This window comes from Streptomyces flaveolus (genome assembly GCF_000716535.1).
GTDB classification, from domain to species: Bacteria; Actinomycetota; Actinomycetes; order Streptomycetales; family Streptomycetaceae; genus Streptomyces; species Streptomyces flaveolus_A.
The window spans coordinates 42453-63979 of sequence record NZ_JNWV01000041.1 but is presented as its reverse complement, the minus strand read 5'-3'; the positions used below and the strand labels follow the sequence as shown (position 1 = coordinate 63979).

Sequence of the window (21527 nt, the reverse complement as noted above, 5' to 3'; positions counted from 1 at the left end):
ACGGTAGCCGTGCTGGTTCCCGCGGGGGCGCGGTGTGGTGACTCGACATCAGGGAGACGCAACCTCAGCCGGTGGGCACGACGGGTGGGTGGGGTGGAGGGGACGGGCTAGACCGCCATGCCGTACACGATCGTGAACAGTGTGCCGAGGGACCCGATGATGAACACCCCGGTGAGCCCGGCGATGATGAGGCCCTTGCCCTGTTCGGCGCTGAAGGTGTCCCGGAGGGCCGTGGCGCCGATGCGCTGCTTCGCCGCGCCCCACACCGCGATGCCGAGGCAGAGGAGGATGGCCACGGCCATGACCACCTCGATCATCACCTTGGCCTCGTTGCCCAGGCTGCCGAAGGGGCCCCAGTCCGGAGCGATCCCGCCGATGATGGTGTTGATGTCTCCCTTGTCGGCCGCAAAGAGCATGTAAGTCACCGCCCCTGGTGGGTAGTTCCGTGAGTGCCCCTGCGGTGTGCAGAGGTCAGGCCTCATTGTCGCCGACAACGTCGCCAACGTATGTCGACTTGGCGTCATTGACTGGCGGGTTTCGTACGAATAGCCCGTTCGGTCACTCTGTGTATCACGGCAGGTCACGCCGGGCAACGAGGTCGGAGTGGAAGCGGTCGGGTGAGGCGTCGCGTCGATGTTCTCACGGGGACGCGAAAACGGGCCACGGCTGGGTGCCGTGGCCCGCCCGTTCCGCGGTGGGTGCTCAGCCGGTGAAGGCGTCCGTGCCCTCGGGGGTGCCCAGGCCGGTGGGGCCGTCGTAGCCGGACCTGGCGGTGCAGAGGTAGCCGGTGGAGCAGGTGCCGTTGCTGCCGCTGGTGACGTCGTTCAGGGCGGGGGTGCCGGCGGCCGCGTACGGGAACTCGGCCGGGTAGCTGCCGCTTGACGGGGTGCCGGCCAGGGCGTAGACGCCGGCGATGATCGGGGCGGAGGCGCTGGTGCCGCCGAAGGTGTACCAGCCGGCGGTGACGCCGTAGGAGTCGTAGACGGAGACGCCGGTCGCGGGGTCGGCCACCGCGGAGACGTCCGAAATCGTGTGCCTGGCACAGCCGGTGTCGGTCTGCCAGGTGGGCTTGGCGTCGTAGGCGGAGCAGCCGGAGCCGGTGCCCTCGGTGCTGGAGGTGTTCCAGACGGTCTCGGTCCAGCCCCGGGTGGTGGAGGAGGTCTTCAGGGCGGTGCCGCCGACCGCGGTGACGTACTTGGAGGCGGCCGGGTACTCGGCGCCGTAGCCCTCGTCGCCGGCGGAGACGGTGAGGGCGACGCCCGGGTGGTTGAAGTAGGAGGAGTCGTACGTCGAGTCGGCGGAGGACTCCGAGCCGCCGTAGCTGTTGGAGACGTACTTCGCGCCGAGTTTGACGGCCTCGTTCACCGCGGTGCCCAGGTTGGTCATGGTCGCGGACTTGGCCTCGACGAGCAGGATGTGGCAGTTCGGGCAGACGGCGGAGGCCATGTCCAGGTCCAGGGACTCCTCCTCGGCCCAGCCGCTGTCGGCGGTGGGGAGGGAGGTGGTGGAGCCGGTCTGGCCGACCTTCTTGAAGCAGCCGTTGGCGGTGGTGCAGGAGGGCAGGCCGTAGGTGGAGCGGTACTGGGCGAGGTCCGCCTCGGCGTGGGGGTCGTCGTAGGCGTCGACGATGGCGATGGTCTCGCCGGAGCCGTTGGAGGCGGCGGCGGAGGTGAGGCCGTAGGCGTCCTGGAGGTCGGAGGGGCCGTAGCCGGTGGGGCTCGCGGCGGCGGCCTCGGGGGTGATGCGGGCGGTCGTGCCGGTCCGCCGGGCCTGGGCCTTCTCGAAGGCGGTGACACCGCCGGTGACGCGGAAGGAGTGGCAGGCCAGTTCGCCCTTGTGCTTCGGGGTGGCACAGGGGGTGGCGGTCCAGGTCACGTCCGGTGCCGCGGACTTGGCCGGGGTGGCGGCGTCCGCGTGGGCTGCGGTGCCCAGCCCGGCGAACAGGAGCGCGGCGGTGGCCGCGGCTGCCGAGCCGACCCGGCGCCATCTGCCGGATATGTGGGGGGACTTGGGTGCGGTCGTACGCACGGTGGAGCCTCCTGGGAGGTGGTGACCGGTGGGGGCGGCGGCCCGCGACGACCATGGCTTGTTGAGTACGCGACAACAAGAGGCTTTCGGAATCCTGACGTCCGCGTTACTGAAGCGGAGGTGGGGCTTACCGGCCGATGGGCGGGGGATGGCTCGGGGGTGGGCGGCGCTTGACCGGGCGCACAGGAAGCGCACAGCCGCGTGGGGCGGGCGTGGCCGCCGGAGCCGGCTAGCGCGGGCGCAGGCCGTGCAGCAGCAGGCGGACGTGGGTGTCCAGGCCGGCCAGGGTCTCCTCCGCGTCGAGCGCGCAGCCGGCGATCAGGGCGGCCAGGCCGTGCAGGCTCGCGGCAGCGACCGTGGTGAGGCGCTCGGGGTCGCCATGGACGATCTCGCCCTGTTCCTGGGCGTCCGCGACCAGCCGGGTGAAGGTGCCGAGGGAGCGGTCGACGGCCGCCGCGAGCTGGACGGAGCTGTCGGGGTCGTGCTTGCGCGCGAACATCAGCTCCAGCAGTTCCGGGTTGTCGACGGCGAAGCCGAGGTAGGCGCGGGCGAGGGCGGTCATCCGCTCCTCGAAGGGCCGGTCGGGGCGGTCGGCGGTGGCCAGGGCCTGGTTCAGGCGCTCGTATCCGTCCAGCGCCAGGGCGTCGAGCAGGGCCTGCTTGTCCTTGAAGTGGCGGCCGGGGGCGGCGTGGCTCACGCCCACGTCCCGGGCCAGTTCGCGCAGTGAGAGCGCGCCGACCCCCTTGTCGCGCAGAGTGCGCTCGGCGCTCTTGAGCAGGGCGGCGCGCAGGTCTCCGTGGTGGTAGGGGCGGGGTGTGGGCATGCCCGCCATCGTATCTCGATGTTGTCAACGCCAGCTTTGTTGGCGACGCCATCATTGTTGTCATTGACAGCATTGTTGGCGCTGCCTACATTGAAGCCATGGCTGATACGACCGAAGCGCGCGGCAAGCGCGGCAAGTGGAACGCGACCCGTCTCCCCGACCTGACCGGCCGTACGGCCGTCGTCACCGGCGCCAACAGCGGCATCGGCTTCACCGCGGCCCAGGCGCTGGCCGGCGCCGGGGCGCACGTGGTGTTCGCCGTACGGGACCTCGCCCGGGGCGGTGCCGCGGCCGCACGGGTGGCCGGCAGCACCGAGGTGCGCCGGCTGGACCTCGCGGATCTGGACTCGGTGCAGGAGTTCGCCGTCGGCTGGGACCGCCCGCTGGACCTGCTGATCAACAACGCGGGCGTGATGATGGTCCCGGAGCGGCGCACCGAGCAGGGCTTCGAGCTGCAGTTCGGCACCAACCACCTGGGGCACTTCGCGCTGACCAACCTGCTGCTGCCCCGGATCACGGACCGGGTGGTGACCGTGTCGTCCGGCGCGCACCGCATGGGCGACCGGACGATCCACTTCGAGGACGTGAACCTGCGCGGGAACTACAGCCCCACCCGCGCCTACGCCCAGTCCAAGCTGGCCAACCTGCTCTTCACCCTGGAGCTCCAGCGGCGCCTGACGGAGGCCGGGTCGGCCGTACGGGCCCTGGCGGCGCACCCCGGCTGGGCGGCGACCAACCTCCAGAGCCACACCGCCAACCCGTTCGCCCGTGTGTTCATGCGGGCCGGCAACCGCTTCCTCGCGCAGGACGACAAGGCCGGAGCCCTGCCCACGCTCTACGCGGCCACCCAGGACCTGCCCGGCGCGTCCTACGTCGGCCCCGACGGTCCCGCCGAGATGCGCGGCGCCCCGGCCCTGGTCGGCCGCAGCGCGGCGGCGAGCGATCCGGCCGCGGCCCGGCGGCTGTGGACGCTCTCGGAGGAGCTGACGGGCGTGGAGTGGCCGCTCACGGCGACGGTGCGGTGACCGGAAGGGTCGCTTCCACCGATCCACGGGCCCACCGAGCGTGCCGAGCGGCACGGACCGACCGGGCCGCGGCCCCGGGGAGCGCGAGCGATGACCGGCCCCGGCCCCGTGGGCTTCCGGGGGACCGGTCGCACCACTCCGGTCGCCCGCTCGGCGCGCGGGCCGTGGCTGGAGATCGGGTGGGGCCGGCCGCGGCCGGGGCGCACGTGGTGCTGAACGGCCGCCGCCCCGGTCGCTCTGGAGGGACCGCGACCCGGCTGCGCGAAGCCGGGCGGGTTCGACGGCCTCATCGCCAACGTCGCCAACGTCGCCAACGTCGTTAACGCCGTTAACGTCGCCAACGCCGGCCACCGGGACCGGCCGGGCCTGGCCGAGATGGCGCCGGGCGAGCCGGCCGCGCCGCTGGACACCCGTCTGACCTCGGCGTGCGCCCTGAGCCGGCTCGTTGCGCGGGGGCGGGCCGTGCGGGGTGTCAGGGGCCGTATCGTCAGCGTCTTCTCGGGCGTGGGCCGGCTCCGCCGCAGCGGGGACATCGGCTACGCCACCGCGGAGGCGGGTCTCGACGGTCTGTTCCGGGCGCCGGCGGCGGACCTCGGGCCCAGCTCTTGCCGACGACGACGTTCTGATCGCCGCCTCACGGGGAAGCGGAGGTTTCACAGGAAAATCTCGGCGAAGTCGGAACGGGATTCTCACCTTCCTCGGACAGAGTGGGGTCTGATGAAGCGCACCTCACGCATCTCGGTCACCTCACGGCCCGCGTTGCTCGGCGCTGTGGTGCTGCTCGCGGTGACGTCGGCCTCCGTGGCCACCGCGGACGACGGGCGGGGACCCCTCGGGGTCACCGCCGACACCGTCGCGACCCGGCACAGCGCACGGGTGGGCGCGCTGTTCGAGGCGGACCGCGCGGGCAGGCTCGCCGGCGGCCACTTCTGCACCGCCTCCGTGGTGCACAGCCCGCAGGGCGACCTGATCGTCACCGCCGCGCACTGCGTGGCCGGTGTCGACGCCGATCTGGTGTTCGTGCCGGGCTACCGGGACGGGCGGGCGCCGTACGGGGAGTGGAAGGTGACGCGGCGGTTCCTGCCGGACGGGTGGGCCAAGGGGCGGGACGAGGACAGCGACGTCGCCTTCGCCGCCGTCACCGGGCGGCACGGCGAGCGGCTGGAGGACGTGGCAGGCGCCAACCGGTTCGCGACCGGGGTGGCCACCGGCGCCACCGCGGTCACCGTCACCGGCTACCCCGACTCCCGTGAGGTGCCCATCAGTTGCACCAACAAGCCGGTCCCGCACAGCCGTACCCAACAGCGCATCGACTGCCCGGACTTCACCAGCGGCACCAGCGGCAGCCCCTGGGTCAACGGTGACGGACAGGTCGTCGGTGTACTCGGCGGCCATGAACAGGGCGGCTCGACGGCGGACACGTCGTACAGCGTGGTCCTGGGGAGCGAGGCGGCGGAGCTGTACCGGGACGCCACGGCCGGTCGCTGAACGGGCTGAGGGAGCGTCACTCCGGCCCGGCCACCCGTGAAATGGCGCCACTTCGCGCACAAATGGCCTTGAACCGCGTCCGCATGGGGGAAAGTTGAACCGTGCGGAAGGTATGGGTGATCGGTGGGGCGGCCGTCGGGCTCGGCATGGGCTTCGTCATGCTGCTCGTCGTCGGGGTGTATCTCGTGGCCGGGAACCTGGTGGGCGGGGTGGCCTCGGGGAGCCGGGGGCTGGCCAAGGGGGCCGTTCCGGCCGCCTACAAGTCGCTGGTGCAGAAGTGGGGCAACCTGTGCCCGGCGCTCAGTCCCGCGCTGCTCGCCGCGCAGCTCTACCAGGAGAGCGGCTGGAACCCGACCGTCGTCAGTCCGGCCGACGCCCGCGGGATCGCGCAGTTCATCCCGAGCACGTGGGCGACCCACGGGATCGACGGCAACGGGGACGGCAGGCGGGACATCTGGGACCCGAACGACGCGATCCCGTCGGCGGCTTCGTACGACTGCGAGCTGGCGAAGTACGTGAAGGACGTGCCGGGGAACGTCTCCGACAACATGCTCGCCGCCTACAACGCCGGCGCCTACCGCGTCATCAGGGCGGGCGGGGTTCCGGCCATCAGCGAGACGCAGAACTACGTCCAGCGCATCCGCAGCCTGGAGAAGAGCTTCGCCGCTCCGGTCACCCGGATCGACCCCACCCGGCAGGCCGCCGGCGCCATCGCCTTCGCGCAGAGCAAGCTCGGCACGCCGTACCTGTGGGGCGGCAACGGCACCGCCGACCAGGGCGGACGCTTCGACTGCTCGGGGCTGACCAAGGCCGCGTACGAGAAGGTCGGGATCACCCTGCCGCGCGTGGCCAACGACCAGTACAACGCCGGGCCGCACCCCTCGCGGGACCAGTTGCTCCCGGGTGACCTGGTGTTCTTCTCCGACGACCTGACCGACTCCCGGGCCATCCGGCACGTCGGCATCTACGTCGGCGGCGGATACATGATCGACGCCCCGCGTACGAACGCCGTCATCCGGTTCGACCCCATCGACACCCCCGACTACTTCGGCGCCACCCGGGTCACCGAAGATGGCGCAAAAGCACTCCCCACCGCGGTGTGAACCGAGCGTGAACCCACCCCCTGAGCTGCGGTGATGAGTCTCTCTTCGATAACGTCTGCGTGATCATTCAGTGGAGAGTGGAACGTATTGACGGTGGGCGTGCGTTCCTGTTGACGTAGCCGAGCGGACGTCAGTGCGGGAGTGCAGCGGAAGCGGATCTACGAACCACGGGGGGCAGGAGAGACGCACACGAGGTGCGTCCGGGAAGACGACGAAGGGGCCGCAGCACGATGGCTGTACTCGCCGAATCCGGATCGAACCCCGACGTCGACCTGCTCTACGACATCAACGGCCTGGCCAAGGACGCGCCGCACTGGTTCGACCGGGTCATGGAGTTCGTCGGTGAGTACGGCCTGCTGCTCGCCATGGTGCTGCTGATCCTGTGGTGCTGGTGGTCCGTGCGGCGCCGGGGCGGCGAGGACGCCGCGTCCTCGGTCGCCGCGCTGGTGTGGGCGCCGCTCGCGGCCGGCCTCGCGGTGCTGGTGAACGTGCCGATACGGGGTTTCGTGGAGCGCCCCCGCCCCTTCGTGGACCACCGGGGCCTGGACGTCCTCGTCTCCGGGAAGACCGACTTCTCCTTCGTCAGCGACCACGCGACGATCACGATGGCGCTCGGCGTGGGACTCTTCGTCGCCCACCGCCGCTTCGGCCTCGCCGGCATCGGCCTGGCCCTGCTGGAGGGTTTCTGCCGGGTCTACATGGGCGTGCACTACCCGACGGACGTCGTCGGCGGCTTCGCCCTCGGTACGGCGGTCGTCCTGCTGCTGTCCCCTCCGGCCACGGCCCTGCTCACCCCGCTGATGCGGGCCGTGGAGCGCTCGCCGCGCGCCGGCCGGCTCGTGCGGCGGCGCTCGGCGGCGGACAGCGGCCGGGACAACACCCTGCTGCCCGGTGCCCGCACCCCCCTGGGGACCGAGGAGCGGGACCTCGCGGCCTAGGCCCTGGCGTCCGGCTCATCCCGGAGTCGCGGGGTCTGGCACGCGCGTCTGCCGCGTTGTCGTCGGTTGTCAACCTCCCCCGCGCTCGGCTGCGCTCGCGCGGGGGGACCCCCATCGCGTTGTCGCCCTCCTCCGCCTTGCGGCTGCACGCACCAGACCCCGCTCGGCTCGGCTCGGCTCGACGGCACCGCTCCTCGTAGCCGGCCTGATCCAGACGACAGGGCCTGGCCGCACCCCCGAAGGCCGCCGGCGGTCATGCGGCCCCGCCCGCTACAGCCCCTGCGGGGAGGAGAAGAACCGCTGCGGGTCGTACTGCTTCTTCACCTTGGCCAGCCGGGCCGCCGCGTCCCCGTAGTACGCCTTCTTCCAGTCCTTCAGCGTCGGGTCGGTGTAGTTCTGGTAGGCGGCGCCCGAGGCGTACGGCTGCATCGCCTGGTGCGCGGAGGTGAGCCAGGACTGGGCGGTGGAGCCGGAGGCCCCCGCGCCCCAGGAGGCGATGTACTGCGCCAGCATCCGCGAGCGGCGGTGGACGAAGGCCGTCGCGGTCGGGGAGACCCGGTTGACGGCGCCGCCGAGCGCGGTGAACGCGATGCTTCCCGCGCCGCCGCGCACCGCCGCGATCTGCTTCAGCACGGTCTGGACGCCGGCCGCGGACAGCGAGCGGTCGAAGAAGTCGGAGCGGGCCGCGTACGTCTCGCGGCCGAGCTTGCCCTGCGGGGAGCGGCCCGGGGTGGAGCCGGGCAGATGGCACTGGGCGTCGGTGGAGAAGGAGGAGCAGCCGGCGTAGATCTCCATGGCCTCCTCGTAGCCCCGGCGGCGCAGGGAGACGGAGGAGGCGTCGGCGCCCGCCAGGTGGGCCAGGTGGTCCACGGCGTTCTGGAGTTCGCCGTAGGTGCCGAGGGAGAAGCAGGCCACGGAGATGCTCGGGGTGCCGCCCGGGGAGCACGCCAGGTGCAGGGAGGACCAGATCTCGTCGGGCTGGCTCGGGCCCCACTCCTGCCAGGCCCCCAGCACCTTGGCGGCCTTGGCCCACGGCCAGGTCAGGTAGGCGGTCACGGCCTGGGGCGCGGCATGGGTCTTGAACTGCAGCTCGGTGACGACGCCGAAGTTGCCGTTGCCGGCGCCGCGCAGCGCCCAGAACAGGTCCTTGTTGGTGGTCGCGTTCGCCGTGAGCTGCTTGCCGTCCGCGGTGATCAGGGTGGCCTGGGTGAGGCTGTCGCAGGTCAGGCCGTAGGCGCGGGAGGCGACGCCGTGGCCGCCGCCGAGCACCAGGCCGGAGACGCCGACGGTGGGGCAGGAGCCCGCCGGTATGGTCACGCCCTTCGCGGCCAGCGCGCGGTAGACGTCGATCAGCTTGGCGCCCGCGCCGACGACGGCCTGGCCGCCGCTCGCCCGGACCCGGTTCAGCCGGGACACGTCGACGATCAGCCGGTTGTCGCCGGAGGAGTAGCCGGCGTAGGAGTGGCCGCCGTTGCGGATGGAGACCTTCACGCCGTGCGCGTGGGCGTAGGCGAGGGTGGTGCGGATGTCGGCGGCGTGCGCGACATAGGCCACCGCGGCGGGCTTCAGTCCGTCGAAGCGGGTGTTGTAGAGCTGGTGGGCGGTCGTCCAGCTCGCGTCGCCGGGCCGCACCAGGGTGCCGTCCAGGTCACGGGCGAGGGCCGCCCAGTTCGCGGCGGCGGTCGCGCTGGTGGTCTTCAGCGTGCCGAGCGAGGATGAGCGCGACGGCGTACCGGGGTGGTCCGCCGCGGGGGCGGACGACCCTCCGCCCGCACTGCACGCGGTCAGTGCGGTCGCCAGGGCGGCCGCGCCGCCCGAGATGAACGTACGCCGTTCCATGTCCGTCGCCTTTCCTCGGCTGTCGTGGAACCAGACGAAGGGCCGGGCCGCGGAGTTCCCCCGGCCGGGTGACGAACATCGAAGACATGTCCGCGCAACCCGGTCGTCGGAACCTTTGCGTGCTCTCCCCGTGAGCATTCCGTGACCTCACCGGGCCGACGGCAGGGGTTCACCCCCCGTTCACTTCCGGCCATCGGCGGCTTCACCTGATCTGCCTAATTTCGGCCTTACCGGGTGCCGAGTGCGGCCATGAACGCCCTCACGCACCTCTACTACCTCGCGCGCCGCCGACAGCGGCGGCTCCTGGAAGGAACTCCCGAAAGTGAAGCTTCAGCGCAAGAACCGGCTGCGCGCCCTTTCTCTCGGTGCTGTCGCCGTCACCGGCGCCCTGGCCCTGACGGCGTGCGGCTCCGACGACAACGGCGGCGGCGGCAGTGCGTCGGGCAACCCGTCCACGGCCGCCAACGCCAGCTCGATCAAGTGCGACGACGCCAAGGGTCAGCTCCTCGCAGACGGCTCCTCCGCGCAGAAGAACGCGATCGACGCCTGGGTCAAGGCCTTCTCCCAAGCCTGTGGCGTGCAGATCAACTACAAGGGCGGCGGCTCCGGTGCCGGCGTCACCGCGTTCACGCAGGGCCAGGTCGCGTTCGCCGGTTCCGACTCGGCGCTGAAGCCCGAAGAGGTCACCGCCTCCAAGCAGGTCTGCAAGGGCGGCCAGGGCATCGACCTGCCGATGGTCGGCGGCCCGATCGCCATCGGTTACAACGTCCCGGGTGTCGACAACCTGGTCCTGGACGCCCCGACCCTCGCCAAGATCTTCGACAGCAAGATCACCAAGTGGAACGACCCGGCGATCGCCGCCCTGAACAAGGGCGTGAAGCTCCCCGACCTGAAGATTCAGGCCTTCCACCGCTCGGACGAGTCCGGCACCACGGACAACTTCACCAAGTACCTGATCGCCACCACCCCGGACAACTGGAAGTACTCCGGCGGCAAGGCCTGGCAGGCCAAGGGCGGCCAGTCCGCTCCGCAGTCCGCGGGTGTGGCCCAGCAGGTGAAGCAGACCTCCGGCGCCATCGGCTACTTCGAGCTGTCCTACGTCAAGGACGGTCTCAAGGCCGTGTCCATCGACACCGGCGCCAGCAAGCCGGTCGCGCCCAGCTCCGAGAGCGCCACCGCCGACATCGCCGCCGCGAAGGTCGTCGGCACCGGCCAGGACCTCTCGCTGAAGCTGGACTACAAGACCAAGGCCGAGGGCGCCTACCCGATCACCCTGGTCACCTACGAGATCGTGTGTGACAAGGGCAACAAGGCGGACACCCTGCCCGCCACCAAGGCCTTCCTGCGCTACATCGCCAGCGAGGACGGCCAGAAGATCCTCCCGAGCATCGGCTACGCGCCCGTGCCCGCCGACATCATCTCCAAGGTCCGCACGACCATCGAGGGCCTGAGCTGAACTGATCCGAGTGTGCGGCCCGGTACCCGACAGGGCCGGGCCGCACCGTCCGGTGCACCGCCGCCATGAGCCGCCGCCCCCCTGGGGGTACGGCTCCGCAGACCGGAGAACCCGATGGACATATCGACGACAACCGACGTACCTCCGCCCGCCCCCCAGCCCACCATCGCCGAGCAGAAGCGCGCGGCCCGTGGCGCCACCCGCCCCGGTGACCGCATCTTCCTCGGGCTGTCCCGAGGCTCCGGCATCCTCCTGCTGGCGATCATGGCCGCCATCGCGGTCTTCCTCACCTACCGTGCCGTCCTCGCGATCAGCAAGGACCACGCGAACTTCCTGACCACGTTCGAGTGGAACACCAACGTCCTCGAACCGAAGTTCGGCATCGCGGTCCTGGTCTTCGGCACGCTCGTCTCCTCGGTCATCGCCATGGTCATCGCGGTCCCGGTCGCGGTCGCCATCGCGCTGTTCATCACGCACTACGCCCCGCGCCGCATGTCCGGCCCGGTCGCCTACGTGATCGACCTGCTCGCCGCCGTGCCGTCCATCGTGTACGGCCTGTGGGGCGCCCTCGTGCTCGTCCCGCACATGAACGGCCTGTTCGGCTGGCTCAACGAGTTCTTCGGCTGGACCGGCGTCTTCTCCTGGGACCAGGGCGCGCCGCGCTCGATGCTCACCGTCGGCATCCTGCTCGCGATCATGATCCTGCCGATCATCACCAACGTGAGCCGTGAGGTCTTCCGCCAGGTCCCGCAGATGCACGAGGAAGCGGCCCTAGCCCTCGGCGCCACGCGCTGGGAGGTCGTTCGCATGTCCGTGCTGCCCTTCGGCCGCTCCGGTGTGATCTCCGCGTCCATGCTCGGCCTCGGGCGCGCGCTCGGCGAGACGATCGCCGTCGCCACCGTGCTCTCGCCGTCCTTCGACATCCAGGCCAGCCTGCTCAACCCGGGCGGCGGCACCTTCGCCCAGAACATCGCCAGCAAGTTCAGCGAGGCGAACGAGTTCGGCCGGGACGCGCTCATCGCCTCCGGTCTGGTCCTGTTCGTCATCACCCTGCTCGTCAACGGCGCCGCCCGGCTGATCATCACCCGGCGCGCGGAGTACTCGGGGGCCAACGCATGAGCACCGCAGCCGTCACCGACAAGCGGCACAGCACGCTGCGCGCCGCGAGCCTGCCCCGGTGGACGCCGTGGGCGATCGCCGCCGGCTCCCTCGTCCTGGGCATCGTCATCAGCCTGGCCGCCGGCCTGGACAGCAAGGTCCAGTGGGGTCTGATCGCCGCCGTCCTCTTCGTCCTCGGCACCTTCGGCATCGCCGCGCGCGTCGAGGGCCGCCGCCAGGCCAAGGACCGTGTCGCCACCAGCCTCGTCTGGGTGGCCTTCCTGCTCGCCGTGGTGCCGCTGGTCTCCCTGATCTGGGTGACCGCGGCGCGCGGTGTGAAGGTCCTCGACGTCTACTTCCTGACCCACTCGATGGGGGTCGTCGCCGACACCGAGCCCGGCGGCGGCATCTACCACGCCATCATCGGCAGCCTGGAGCAGGTCGGCCTCGCCACCCTCATCGGCGCCCCGATCGGCGTGCTCACCGCGATCTACCTGGTCGAGTACGGCCGGGGCCGGCTCGCCAAGGCCGTCACCTTCTTCGTCGACGTCATGACGGGCATCCCGTCGATCGTCGCGGGTCTGTTCATCCTCAGCCTGATGCTCATCTTCGAGATGCAGCCGTTCGGCTTCGCCGGTTCGCTGGCCCTGGCCATCCTGATGATGCCGGTCGTCGTCCGCTCCACCGAGGAGATGCTCAAGCTCGTCCCGAACGAGCTGCGCGAGGCGTCACTGGCGCTCGGCGTGCCCAAGTGGCGGACCATCCTGAAGGTGGTCCTGCCGACCTCCATCGGCGGTATCACCACCGGCATCATGCTGGCGGTCGCCCGTATCGCCGGTGAGACCGCGCCGGTGCTGCTGCTGGTGTTCGGCAACCCGTTCATCAACAACAACCCCTTCGAGGGCGCGCAGGCGTCGCTGCCGCTGTTCATCTACCAGCAGTTCGCCAACAGCGCGGGCTCCGGTGCGGCGTACGACCGCGCGTGGGCGGCGGCCCTCACGCTGATCGCCTTCGTGATGATCCTCAACCTGGTGGCCCGCGGCATCGCCCGCTGGAAGGCCCCGAAGACCGGTCGCTGAGGCGACTATTTCCGGCTCCGCCGGGCGGGGCCACACAGCGACCGAGCTTGAATTTCTGGAAGTGAAGCAGACATGGCCAAGCGAATCGACGTAAGCGGCCTCACCGCCTTCTACGGCTCCCACAAGGCGATCGAGGACATTTCGATGACCGTGGAGCCGCGGTCGGTGACGGCGTTCATCGGCCCCTCCGGCTGCGGCAAGTCGACGTTCCTGCGCACGCTGAACCGTATGCACGAGGTCACCCCCGGTGGCCGCGTCGAGGGCAAGGTGCTCCTCGACGATGAGGACCTGTACGGCGCCGGGGTCGACCCGGTGTCCGTCCGCCGTGAGGTGGGCATGGTCTTCCAGCGCCCGAACCCGTTCCCCACGATGTCGATCTTCGACAACGTGGCGGCGGGCCTGCGGCTGAACGGCAACTACAAGAAGTCGGAACTGAACGACGTCGTCGAGAAGTCCCTCAAGGGCGCGAACCTCTGGAACGAGGTGAAGGACCGCCTGAACAAGCCGGGCTCCGGCCTGTCCGGTGGTCAGCAGCAGCGTCTGTGCATCGCCCGCGCCATCGCGGTCGAGCCGAAGGTGCTCCTCATGGACGAGCCCTGCTCCGCCCTGGACCCGATCTCCACCCTCGCCATCGAGGACCTGATCGGTGAGCTCAAGGAGCGGTTCACGATCGTCATCGTGACGCACAACATGCAGCAGGCGGCGCGTGTCTCGGACCGTACGGCCTTCTTCAACCTCGCGGCGGTCGGACAGCCCGGCCGGCTGATCGAGATCGACGACACGGAGCGGATCTTCTCCAACCCGTCGGTCCAGGCCACGGAGGACTACATCTCCGGCCGCTTCGGCTGATCCCACGATCCCCTCGCGGTGCTGCATGGCGGTGCCACCGCGAGGACGCAAAGGGCCCGCCCCCGGCTCCCGGGGGCGGGCCCACTGCGTTGTCACTGCGTACGGCTTAGGGCGCCGTGCCCGTCGTTACAGCGCCACCAGCTTGACCACCCCGAAGGCCAGGGCGGCGACCAGGGCCGCCGCCGGCATCGTGATGAACCAGCCGAGGATGATGTTCTTGGCCACGCCCCAGCGGACGGCGTTGACGCGCTTGGTCGCGCCCACGCCCATGATGGCCGAGGTGATGACGTGGGTCGTGGAGATCGGCGCCTTGAAGAGGAACGCCGTGGTGAACATGATCGACGCGCCGGTCGTCTCGGCGGCGAAGCCCTGCGGCGGGTCCAGCTCGATGATCTTGCGGCCCAGGGTGCGCATGATGCGCCAGCCGCCCGCGTAGGTGCCGAGGGACAGCATGATCGCGCAGACGATCTTCACCCAGACCGGGATCGGGTCGCCGTACGTCTCATGGCCGGAAATCACCAGTGCCATGACGACGACGCCCATCGTCTTCTGGGCGTCCTGGAGGCCGTGGCCCAGCGCCATGCCGGCGGCCGAGACCGTCTGGGCTATGCGGAAGCCGCGCTTGGCCTTGTGCGGGTTGGCCCGGCGGAAGATCCACAGGATCGCCGTCATGACCAGGTAGCCGACGATCAGGCCCACGACCGGGGACACGAACATCGGGATGATGACCTTCTCGACCACCCCGTGCCAGATCACCGTCGTACCGCCCGCCAGCGCCGCGCCCACCAGGCCGCCGAACAGGGCGTGCGAGGAGGAGGACGGCAGGCCGAAGTACCAGGTGACCAGGTTCCAGACGATCGCGCCGAGCAGGGCGGCGAAGAGGATCCCCATGCCGGTCGAGCCCCGGGGCGTCTCGATCAGGCCCTCGCTGACCGTCTTGGCGACGCCGGAGCCCAGGAAGGCACCGGCGAGGTTCATCACGGCCGCCATGGCGAGGGCCGCCCGCGGGGTCAGCGCCCGCGTCGACACGGACGTCGCGATCGCGTTCGCCGAGTCGTGGAAACCGTTCGTGTACGTGAAGAAGAGCGCGACCGCGATGGTCACGACCAGGGCGAAGGTGTCCATCGACGCCTCAGGACTCCTTGACGGCGATGGTCTCCACCGTGTTCGCCACGTGTTCGAACGCGTCCGCCGCCTCTTCCAGGACGTCCACGATCTGCTTGAGCTTCAGCACCTCGATCGCGTCGTACTTGCCGTTGAAGAGGTGGGCGAGCAGCTTGCGGTGGATCTGGTCGGCCTGGTTCTCCAGCCGGTTGACCTCGATCCAGTACTCGGTGAGGTTGTCCATGGTGCGGAGGTTCGGCATGGCCTCTGCCGTCAGCTCCGCCGCCCTGGCCAGGACCTCGATCTGCTGCTCGACGCCCTTGGGCAGTTCCTCGACGTTGTAGAGGACGACCAGGTCGACGGCCTCCTCCATGAAGTCCATGATGTCGTCCAGGGAACCGGCGAGGGCGTAGATGTCCTCCCGGTCGAACGGCGTGATGAAGGAGGAGTTCAGCTGGTGGAAGATCGCGTGCGTGGCGTCGTCACCTGCGTGTTCCGCGGCCCGCATACGCTCTGCGATCTCGGCCCGGGCGGAGGAGTCCGCCCCGAGCAGTTCCATCAGGAGTTTCGAGCCGGTGACGATGTTGTCCGCGGACGCGGCGAACATGTCGTAGAAGCTCGTCTCCCTGGGGGTCAGACGAAAGCGCACGTGGGGTCCTCGGGGTGCTTCGGTTTCGGTCAGGCTGATGCTAGGCGCATCATCCGGCCACGGCTATCGGGCCGCATCCCAGTGTCGCCCATCGGGCAGAGTGGTCAGCACGGGGGCGGACGAAGGGCCCTCTACCCCGGAAAGTTCGTTACCATATACCCAGTAGGGGTATGTGTCCCTTTTGTCCCCAGCTCGTCCCGAGACGGAGGCCGCGATGACGACGACGACCGAGGCCGGCGCCACGCACGGCTACCACAAGCGGAAGGACGAGCACCTCAAGCGGCTGCGCCGGATCGAGGGCCAGATCCGCGGCCTGCAGCGGATGGTGGAGGAGGACACGTACTGCATCGACATACTCACGCAGGTCTCCGCCTCCACCAAGGCCCTGCAGTCCTTCGCGCTCCAGCTGCTGGAGGAGCACCTGCGGCACTGCGTCGCGGACGCGGCCGTGCAGGGCGGTGACGCGATCGACGAGAAGGTGGACGAGGCGACGAAGGCGATCGGCCGGCTGCTGCGGAGCTGAGCCGCTCAGGCCGCGTTCCGCTCCTCGGCCACCCGCAGCACCTCGTCGATGCTCTCCAGGCTGAGCCGGTCCTCGGCGGCCGAGGCCGCGATGATCAGCTCTCCGCACAGCTCGATCTCGGCGAGGGCCACGTGGTCCTGAACCGCCGTGCCGCCGACCGCAGCCACCCGCCTCACCTCTTCTCAGCCGTCACCGCTCCCTAGAGTAGGCAGCGCTCCACACACCGCGCATGGCACGGACGGGCTACTTACGGGGTGGCGTCCCGGACTAGTGACCGGCCGGTTTCAGGCCCCGCCACGGGTCCTGCCCTCCTCGGCGATCCGGCCCGCGTAGATGTCCGCCGGGGCCGGCAGCCGTACGTCGGCGGGGGCGCCGAAGTCGTACAGCAGCAGGGTGGAGGCGACCGCCACGGTGGCCTTCTGGCGGCCGTTGACGAAGCTGAAGCGCTGCCGCAGCTTGCGGATGCGGCCCTGGTCGTCCAGGTACGCGTCGAACGGCACCTCGGTCGTGGCGAAGCCTTTCGCCGCCGAGGCCAGGGCCGCCCTGTTCGCGGCGGAGGCGTACCGGGCCGCGCGGCTCAGGTCGGCGGTGCCCCGGTAGTGCCGCACCGCCGTCCCGGCGACCTCGGTCCTGCCGACGAAGACCGCCTCCCGCGTCCCGCGCAGCACCTCGGCCGCCGCGAACGGGTCGGTCGCGCCGCCGGTGACCAGATTGCCGTCGGACAGCGTCGCGGTCTCCACCCGCACCCACTTGTCGGCGGGCACGCCCGCGCCCCGGTTCTTCATGAACAGCGCCCCCGGGGCGAGGAGTTCCGTGATGGGCCGGTGTTCGGAGGTGCCCGTGGGGTCCTCGGGCAGCACCACCGTGAGCCGGCCGAGGCGGCGCCGGTAGTCGTAGACCCCCTTGCCGCGGATGGTGACCCGGGTGCCGCCCGTGGCCATCTCCATCGAGGTGCCGGCCTTGGAACTGCCCGCGGCCCGCAGCGCGTCGGCGGCCCGGTGCAGGGTGGTGACGGGGTCGCCGGCGCCCTTGACGTCCTCGGCGGCGGCCCCGCTGCCGGAACAGCCCGTGGCGCCCGTCCCGAGGGCGAGGAGGATGCCCACCGCGACGACCGTCCCGCCCGCGCGCCTGTGCTGCCGCCGCTCCATGGCCTGCCTACCCCCAGCCGGTGTGTCCGTCACGGGCCCCCTGTCGTCCGGATAACGACGGGTGGGGGGTGCCGTCACGCGCCGCCGGGAGCGGCGGCGGGGCCGCGTCGGGCCGACGGGGGCGGGACCGACGCCGAAGCGAGCGGGACCGAGGCCGAGGGGAGCGAGACCAACTCTTTAACCCGGTATGGGTACTGTTGACGGCGTGGCAGTCACCGCGGTATCGGAGGACGGGCCGGAGCGTGCCCGGTCCGGGCAGGAACATCTCACGACGACCACCGAGCAGGGCCCCTTCTGCGTGGCCAGATGCAGCTGTGGCTGGCGCGGCCCCGCCCGCCGGGCCCGCAGTCAGGCCCGCACGGACGCCGAGGGGCACGCGACGGGCCCGTGAGCCGTCACCGGCGCTCCAGGGCCCGCAGGAGCGCCTCCACCAGGTCCCCGTCGCGCGGCTGGGTCAGCCGGGCCCGGGCCGTCGCCGGGGCCAGCCACAGGATGCGGTCCACCTCGTCGTTCGGCGTGAAGTGGCCGGAAACCGCCTCCGCGGCCCAGTACCGCACCCGCTTCGGGCGGCCGTTGGCCGAATAGTGCAGGGTCGGCAGCTCGCCGCCCGGGTCCGCGGTGTACCCGGTCTCCTCCGCGACCTCGCGCAGCGCACCGGCGAGCGGGTCCTCGCCCCGCTTCAACTTGCCCTTGGGGTGGGACCAGTCGTCGTACTTCGGCCGGTGGACCAGACAGATCTCCAGGTCGCCGGAGACCGGTGAGCGGCGCCACAGCACACAGCCGGCCGCCTGGACCACGGTGTCGTTCACACCGCCTCCTCGTGGGGTCAGGGCGCGTGGACGGTCTGCTTCTGCCACGCCTGCTGGAACGCGAACCGGGCCGCCTCCACCTCGTGCCGCTGGTCGGCGTGGAGCACACCGAGCGCGTACGCCGTCGCCGGGGTGATCCGGGGGGTGCGCGCCGCCTGCGCCGCCGCGGCCGCCGCCTCCGAGGCGTCCCGGTGCCGGTTGAGCGCCTGGCCCGCCGTCAGCAGCCGTACGTCCACGGGGGCGTTGCCGCCGTGCAGCACCTCGCGGGCGTACCGGTGCAGGCGCAGCAGCAGGCGGACCTGGTGCCAGGGGCCGTCCTGGGGGTGCGGGGACGGGTCCGGGGACAGGCCGTGGACCAGGGCCGCCGCGTTGTAGGGGTGGCCGGCGGTGACCAGGGGGAGCGCGGTGACGGCGTCCGTGAGGCGTTCCTCGGCCGCGGCGGCCAAGGGGCGCAGGTCGGTGGTGGGGGCGGTGGGGGTGAGGGGGACCTCGCTGGCGAGTACGGCGACCTTGTCGGCCACGGCGTGGAAGCGGGAGGAGCCGAGGGCCTGGAGCGCCGTGGAGTGGGCCCTCGTCCGGGCGAGGGTGAGCTGGCGGTCGAGCAGGGCGCCCGCCTTCGCCGCGCCGACGGTGAGGTTGCCGCGCTCTGTCGTCGCCGTCGCGCCGGCCGGGCCGCCGGTGGCTTCCGGCGCTGCCTCCCGCACCCGTCCCGCTCCGGCGGCGCGGGCGCCCGCGGCCACGGCGACGTCGACCGCCTGCGCGGGCAGGACGGTCGCCCCCGACAGCCGGTGCAACGCCAGCAACAGGCGTTCCAGGCGGGCCTCGCAGGCGTGTTCCAGGCCCAGCGTGCCGGACAGCCAGGCCAGTTCCGGGCGCATCTCCTCCGACCAGTCGGTGTCGAGGAGGGGGCGGAAGGTGTGCAGGCTGGCGCTGATGCGGCGGGCCGAGCGGCGCAGGAGGCGGGCCGCGTCGAACTCCTCCGCGCCGTTCGCCGTGGCCCCGCCCGTCTCCCGGTGCAGGCGCAGGGCGCGGAGGAACTCCGTGGCCTGGGCGCGCAGGTAGTCCGCGAGGGCGGTGCCCGTCACCGCCTCGGCCGTGGGGTCCGTCGGGTCAAGGTGTTGCTGTGCCACGCCGGCGCCTCCGGGCGTCTATGAGCATCTCCTGGACGTTGCGCAGGGGTTGGCCGTCCGCGTCGGTCGCGTGCCGCGTCCACTCGCCGTCCGGGCCGAGGTGCCAGGAGGCGGTGCTGTCGGACATGCCGGTGTCCAGCAGCCGGTTGAGGGCTGCGCGGTGGCCGGGGTCGACCACCCGGACCAGGGCCTCTATCCGGCGGTCGAGGTTGCGGTGCATCATGTCGGCGCTGCCGATCCACACCTCGGGTTCGCCGCCGTTGCCGAAGGCGAACACCCGGGAGTGTTCGAGGAAGCGGCCGAGGATCGAGCGGACCCGTATGTTCTCCGAGAGGCCCGTGACGCCGGGGCGGACGGCGCAGATGCCCCGCACCCAGATGTCGACCGGCACGCCGGCCTGGGAGGCCCGGTAGAGGGCGTCGATGACCGCCTCGTCCACCATCGAGTTGACCTTGATGCGGACGAAGGCCGGACGGCCCGCACGGTGGTGCTGGACCTCCTTGTCGATCCGCGAGATCAGGCCGTCCCGCAGGGACTTGGGCGCGACCAGCAGCCGGCGGTAGGTCTCGCGGCGCGAGTAGCCGGACAGCCGGTTGAAGAGGTCGGAGAGGTCCGCGCCGACCTGCGGGTCGGCGGTGAGCAGACCGAGGTCCTCGTACAGACGGGCGGTCTTCGGGTGGTAGTTGCCGGTGCCGACGTGGCTGTAGCGGCGCAGGGTCTCGCCCTCCTGGCGGACCACCAGCGACAGCTTGCAGTGTGTCTTCAGGCCGACCAGGCCGTAGACGACGTGGCAGCCGGCCTCCTCCAGCTTGCGCGCCCACTTGATGTTGGCGTGCTCGTCGAAGCGGGCCTTGATCTCGACCAGGACGAGGACCTGCTTGCCGGACTCGGCGGCGTCGATGAGCGCGTCGACTATCGGGGAGTCGCCGGAGGTGCGGTACAGGGTCTGCTTGATGGCGAGGACGTCCGGGTCGGCCGCCGCCTGCTCCAGGAACGCCTGCACCGAGGTGGAGAAGCTGTCGTACGGGTGGTGCAGGAGCACGTCCCGGGCGCGCAGCGCCGCGAAGATGTCGGGCGCGGACGCCGACTCGACCTCGGCGAGGTCGCGGTGGGTGCCGGCGATGAACTTCGGGTACTTCAGCTCCGGCCGGTCGAGGCTGTGGATGCGGAAGAGGCCGGTGAGGTCGAGCGGGCCGGGCAGCGGGTACACCTCGGCCTCGGAGATCTTCAGCTCGCGCACCAGCAGGTCCAGCACCTCGCGGTCGATGGACTCCTCGACCTCCAGGCGCACCGGCGGGCCGAAGCGGCGCCGCATGAGTTCCTTCTCCAGGGCCTGGAGGAGGTTCTCGGCGTCGTCCTCCTCGACCTCCAGGTCCTCGTTGCGGGTGATCCGGAAGGCGTGGTGCTCCAGGATCTCCATGCCCGGGAACAGCTCTTCCAGGTGGTTGGGGGCCGCGATGACGTCCTCGATGGGGACGTAGCGGCCGGGGGAGGCCTCCAGGAAGCGGGACAGCAGCGGCGGCACCTTCACGCGCGCGAAGTGCTTGTGGCCGCTGACCGGGTTCCGCACCACGACGGCCAGGTTCAGGGAGAGGCCGGAGATGTACGGGAAGGGGTGCGCGGGGTCGACGGCCAGGGGCGTGAGGACCGGGAAGATCTGGTGCCGGAAGAGGGTGAATAGCCGGGCCTGTTCCTTGTCGGTCAGCTCCGACCAGCGGACCAGGTGGATGCCCTCGTCCGCGAGCGCGGGGGCGACGTCCTCGTGGTAGCAGGCGGCGTGCCGGGCCATCAGCTCGCGGGAGCGGGCCCAGATCATCTCCAGTACCTCGCGCGGCTGGAGGCCGGAGGCGGAGCGGGTGGCGACGCCGGTGGCGATGCGGCGCTTCAGACCGGCCACCCGGACCATGAAGAACTCGTCCAGGTTGCTGGCGAAGATCGCGAGGAAGTTCGCGCGCTCCAGCAACGGCGTGTTCGGGTCCTCGGCCAGCTCCAGGACGCGCTCGTTGAAGGCGAGCCAGCTGCGTTCCCGGTCGAGGAAGCGGCCCTGGGGCAGGGGCGCGCCGTCGGTCGGCGCCTCCTCGTAGGTGTCGAGACCCGCGTCGAGATCGGGTTCCAGGTCGGAGACCACGGCGGCCACGGCGTGCTGGCGGTGCGCGGCGATGGAGCCCACGGAGGGCTGGGGGTGCTGTACCTCTGCCTGGGTGTCTTGCTGGCTCATGAACCCATTCTTCCGCGCAACGGGTGACACAGGCGCGTCGGAACGTGCGGGCGGGAGCATGACGGCCCCGTTCCCCGCGGGCCCCTCGGGGGGCGGCGAAGGCTCTGGCACGGCGGGCTTCATTGGCCGAGCGTCGCAAGCCCGGCTGAATCAATGGTTACGGCGACATGACGTGCGGGATAGCGGGGGGCGGCCCGAAGGGGTTCCCGGCCGTGAAAAC

General features: G+C 71.1%; 21 protein-coding genes and 1 pseudogene. 11 read left to right on the top strand and 11 right to left on the bottom strand.

Annotation, left to right across the window (positions count from 1 at the left end):
- Positions 1 to 107 precede the first annotated feature (107 nt).
- From OO52_RS37720 to OO52_RS37710, 3 genes are all read right to left on the bottom strand, one after another.
- The gene (locus OO52_RS37720) at positions 108 to 416 is read right to left on the bottom strand and encodes a hypothetical protein (RefSeq protein ID WP_014673544.1); all 309 of its coding nucleotides are present in this window, start codon (positions 414 to 416) and stop codon (positions 108 to 110) included.
- A 286-nt stretch (positions 417 to 702) separates the two neighbouring features.
- The gene (locus tag OO52_RS37715) at positions 703 to 2028 is read right to left on the bottom strand and encodes a S53 family peptidase (protein ID WP_030653706.1); all 1326 of its coding nucleotides are present in this window, start codon (positions 2026 to 2028) and stop codon (positions 703 to 705) included.
- Positions 2029 to 2257: 229 nt separating this feature from the next.
- A complete protein-coding gene (locus OO52_RS37710; protein ID WP_030653704.1) occupies positions 2258 to 2860 on the bottom strand; it encodes a TetR/AcrR family transcriptional regulator in 603 nt (200 codons plus the stop codon).
- Positions 2861 to 2949: 89 nt separating this feature from the next.
- On the opposite strand from OO52_RS37710, the gene OO52_RS37705 reads away from it, so the two are divergent.
- The 5 genes and pseudogenes from OO52_RS37705 to OO52_RS37690 all read left to right on the top strand — a co-directional run bounded on the left by OO52_RS37705 (position 2950) and on the right by OO52_RS37690 (position 7405).
- Positions 2950 to 3876, top strand: coding sequence for an oxidoreductase (locus OO52_RS37705; protein WP_030653699.1), 927 nt, complete (start codon positions 2950 to 2952; stop codon positions 3874 to 3876).
- Between the two features lie 237 nt (positions 3877 to 4113).
- Positions 4114 to 4467, top strand: a pseudogene (locus OO52_RS54775) (SDR family NAD(P)-dependent oxidoreductase); the annotation flags it as partial.
- A 126-nt stretch (positions 4468 to 4593) separates the two neighbouring features.
- Positions 4594 to 5364 carry a trypsin-like serine peptidase gene (locus OO52_RS37700; RefSeq protein ID WP_030653697.1) on the top strand — a complete coding sequence of 257 codons (771 nt, stop codon included), beginning with the start codon at positions 4594 to 4596 and terminating at the stop codon, positions 5362 to 5364.
- 101 nt (positions 5365 to 5465) lie between these two features.
- Positions 5466 to 6467: an NlpC/P60 family protein gene (locus OO52_RS37695; protein WP_037630383.1), complete on the top strand. Its 1002-nt coding sequence runs from the start codon at positions 5466 to 5468 to the stop codon at positions 6465 to 6467.
- Positions 6468 to 6697: 230 nt separating this feature from the next.
- Positions 6698 to 7405, top strand: a complete 708-nt coding sequence (locus tag OO52_RS37690; protein WP_030653692.1) for a phosphatase PAP2 family protein — start codon at positions 6698 to 6700, stop codon at positions 7403 to 7405.
- Positions 7406 to 7675: 270 nt separating this feature from the next.
- Here the strand turns inward: OO52_RS37690 and OO52_RS37685 are convergent, their stop codons facing one another.
- Complete coding sequence (locus tag OO52_RS37685) at positions 7676 to 9244, bottom strand: FAD-binding oxidoreductase (protein ID WP_030653689.1); 1569 nt, start codon at positions 9242 to 9244, stop codon at positions 7676 to 7678.
- Positions 9245 to 9566: 322 nt separating this feature from the next.
- On the opposite strand from OO52_RS37685, the gene pstS reads away from it, so the two are divergent.
- The 4 genes from pstS (at position 9567) to pstB (ending at position 13726) form a co-directional block, all read left to right on the top strand.
- Positions 9567 to 10700, top strand: a complete 1134-nt coding sequence (gene pstS / locus OO52_RS37680) for a phosphate ABC transporter substrate-binding protein PstS (protein ID WP_030653686.1) — start codon at positions 9567 to 9569, stop codon at positions 10698 to 10700.
- A 114-nt stretch (positions 10701 to 10814) separates the two neighbouring features.
- On the top strand, positions 10815 to 11819 hold the full coding sequence (pstC, locus tag OO52_RS37675) for a phosphate ABC transporter permease subunit PstC (protein ID WP_030653683.1): 1005 nt from the start codon (positions 10815 to 10817) through the stop codon (positions 11817 to 11819).
- Complete coding sequence (gene pstA, locus OO52_RS37670) at positions 11816 to 12877, top strand: phosphate ABC transporter permease PstA (protein ID WP_030653681.1); 1062 nt, start codon at positions 11816 to 11818, stop codon at positions 12875 to 12877. The genes pstC and pstA overlap by 4 nt, the downstream gene beginning before the upstream one ends.
- Before the next feature lie 72 nt (positions 12878 to 12949).
- A complete protein-coding gene (pstB, locus tag OO52_RS37665; RefSeq protein ID WP_030653678.1) occupies positions 12950 to 13726 on the top strand; it encodes a phosphate ABC transporter ATP-binding protein PstB in 777 nt (258 codons plus the stop codon).
- 126 nt (positions 13727 to 13852) lie between these two features.
- Here the strand turns inward: pstB and OO52_RS37660 are convergent, their stop codons facing one another.
- Entirely contained in the window at positions 13853 to 14851 is a 999-nt protein-coding gene (locus tag OO52_RS37660; protein WP_030653674.1) for an inorganic phosphate transporter, read from the bottom strand.
- A gap of 7 nt (positions 14852 to 14858) precedes the next feature.
- Positions 14859 to 15479: a DUF47 domain-containing protein gene (locus OO52_RS37655; protein ID WP_015493282.1), complete on the bottom strand. Its 621-nt coding sequence runs from the start codon at positions 15477 to 15479 to the stop codon at positions 14859 to 14861.
- Between the two features lie 214 nt (positions 15480 to 15693).
- Between OO52_RS37655 and OO52_RS37650 the strand changes: the two genes are divergently transcribed.
- Complete coding sequence (locus OO52_RS37650) at positions 15694 to 16002, top strand: metal-sensitive transcriptional regulator (protein ID WP_030653671.1); 309 nt, start codon at positions 15694 to 15696, stop codon at positions 16000 to 16002.
- Positions 16003 to 16007: 5 nt separating this feature from the next.
- Here OO52_RS37650 and OO52_RS51785 read toward each other — a convergent pair whose 3' ends face one another.
- Both OO52_RS51785 and OO52_RS37645 read right to left on the bottom strand, forming a co-directional pair.
- Positions 16008 to 16169: a hypothetical protein gene (locus OO52_RS51785; RefSeq protein ID WP_014673530.1), complete on the bottom strand. Its 162-nt coding sequence runs from the start codon at positions 16167 to 16169 to the stop codon at positions 16008 to 16010.
- Between the two features lie 117 nt (positions 16170 to 16286).
- Entirely contained in the window at positions 16287 to 17150 is an 864-nt protein-coding gene (locus tag OO52_RS37645; RefSeq protein ID WP_030653668.1) for a hypothetical protein, read from the bottom strand.
- Positions 17151 to 17337: 187 nt separating this feature from the next.
- Here OO52_RS37645 and OO52_RS53255 point away from each other — a divergent pair, with 187 nt between their 5' ends.
- Positions 17338 to 17541 carry a hypothetical protein gene (locus tag OO52_RS53255; RefSeq protein ID WP_078630035.1) on the top strand — a complete coding sequence of 68 codons (204 nt, stop codon included), beginning with the start codon at positions 17338 to 17340 and terminating at the stop codon, positions 17539 to 17541.
- A gap of 4 nt (positions 17542 to 17545) precedes the next feature.
- On the opposite strand, the gene OO52_RS37640 is transcribed toward OO52_RS53255, so the two are convergent.
- The 3 genes from OO52_RS37640 to OO52_RS37630 are packed head-to-tail and all read right to left on the bottom strand — an operon-like array spanning position 17546 to position 21430.
- Positions 17546 to 17959, bottom strand: a complete 414-nt coding sequence (locus OO52_RS37640; protein WP_030653665.1) for an NUDIX hydrolase — start codon at positions 17957 to 17959, stop codon at positions 17546 to 17548.
- A 17-nt stretch (positions 17960 to 17976) separates the two neighbouring features.
- On the bottom strand, positions 17977 to 19089 hold the full coding sequence (locus OO52_RS37635) for a CHAD domain-containing protein (RefSeq protein WP_030653662.1): 1113 nt from the start codon (positions 19087 to 19089) through the stop codon (positions 17977 to 17979).
- The gene (locus OO52_RS37630; protein WP_196944596.1) at positions 19070 to 21430 is read right to left on the bottom strand and encodes an RNA degradosome polyphosphate kinase; all 2361 of its coding nucleotides are present in this window, start codon (positions 21428 to 21430) and stop codon (positions 19070 to 19072) included. Before OO52_RS37630 ends, OO52_RS37635 begins: the two co-directional genes overlap by 20 nt.
- Positions 21431 to 21527 lie beyond the last annotated feature (97 nt).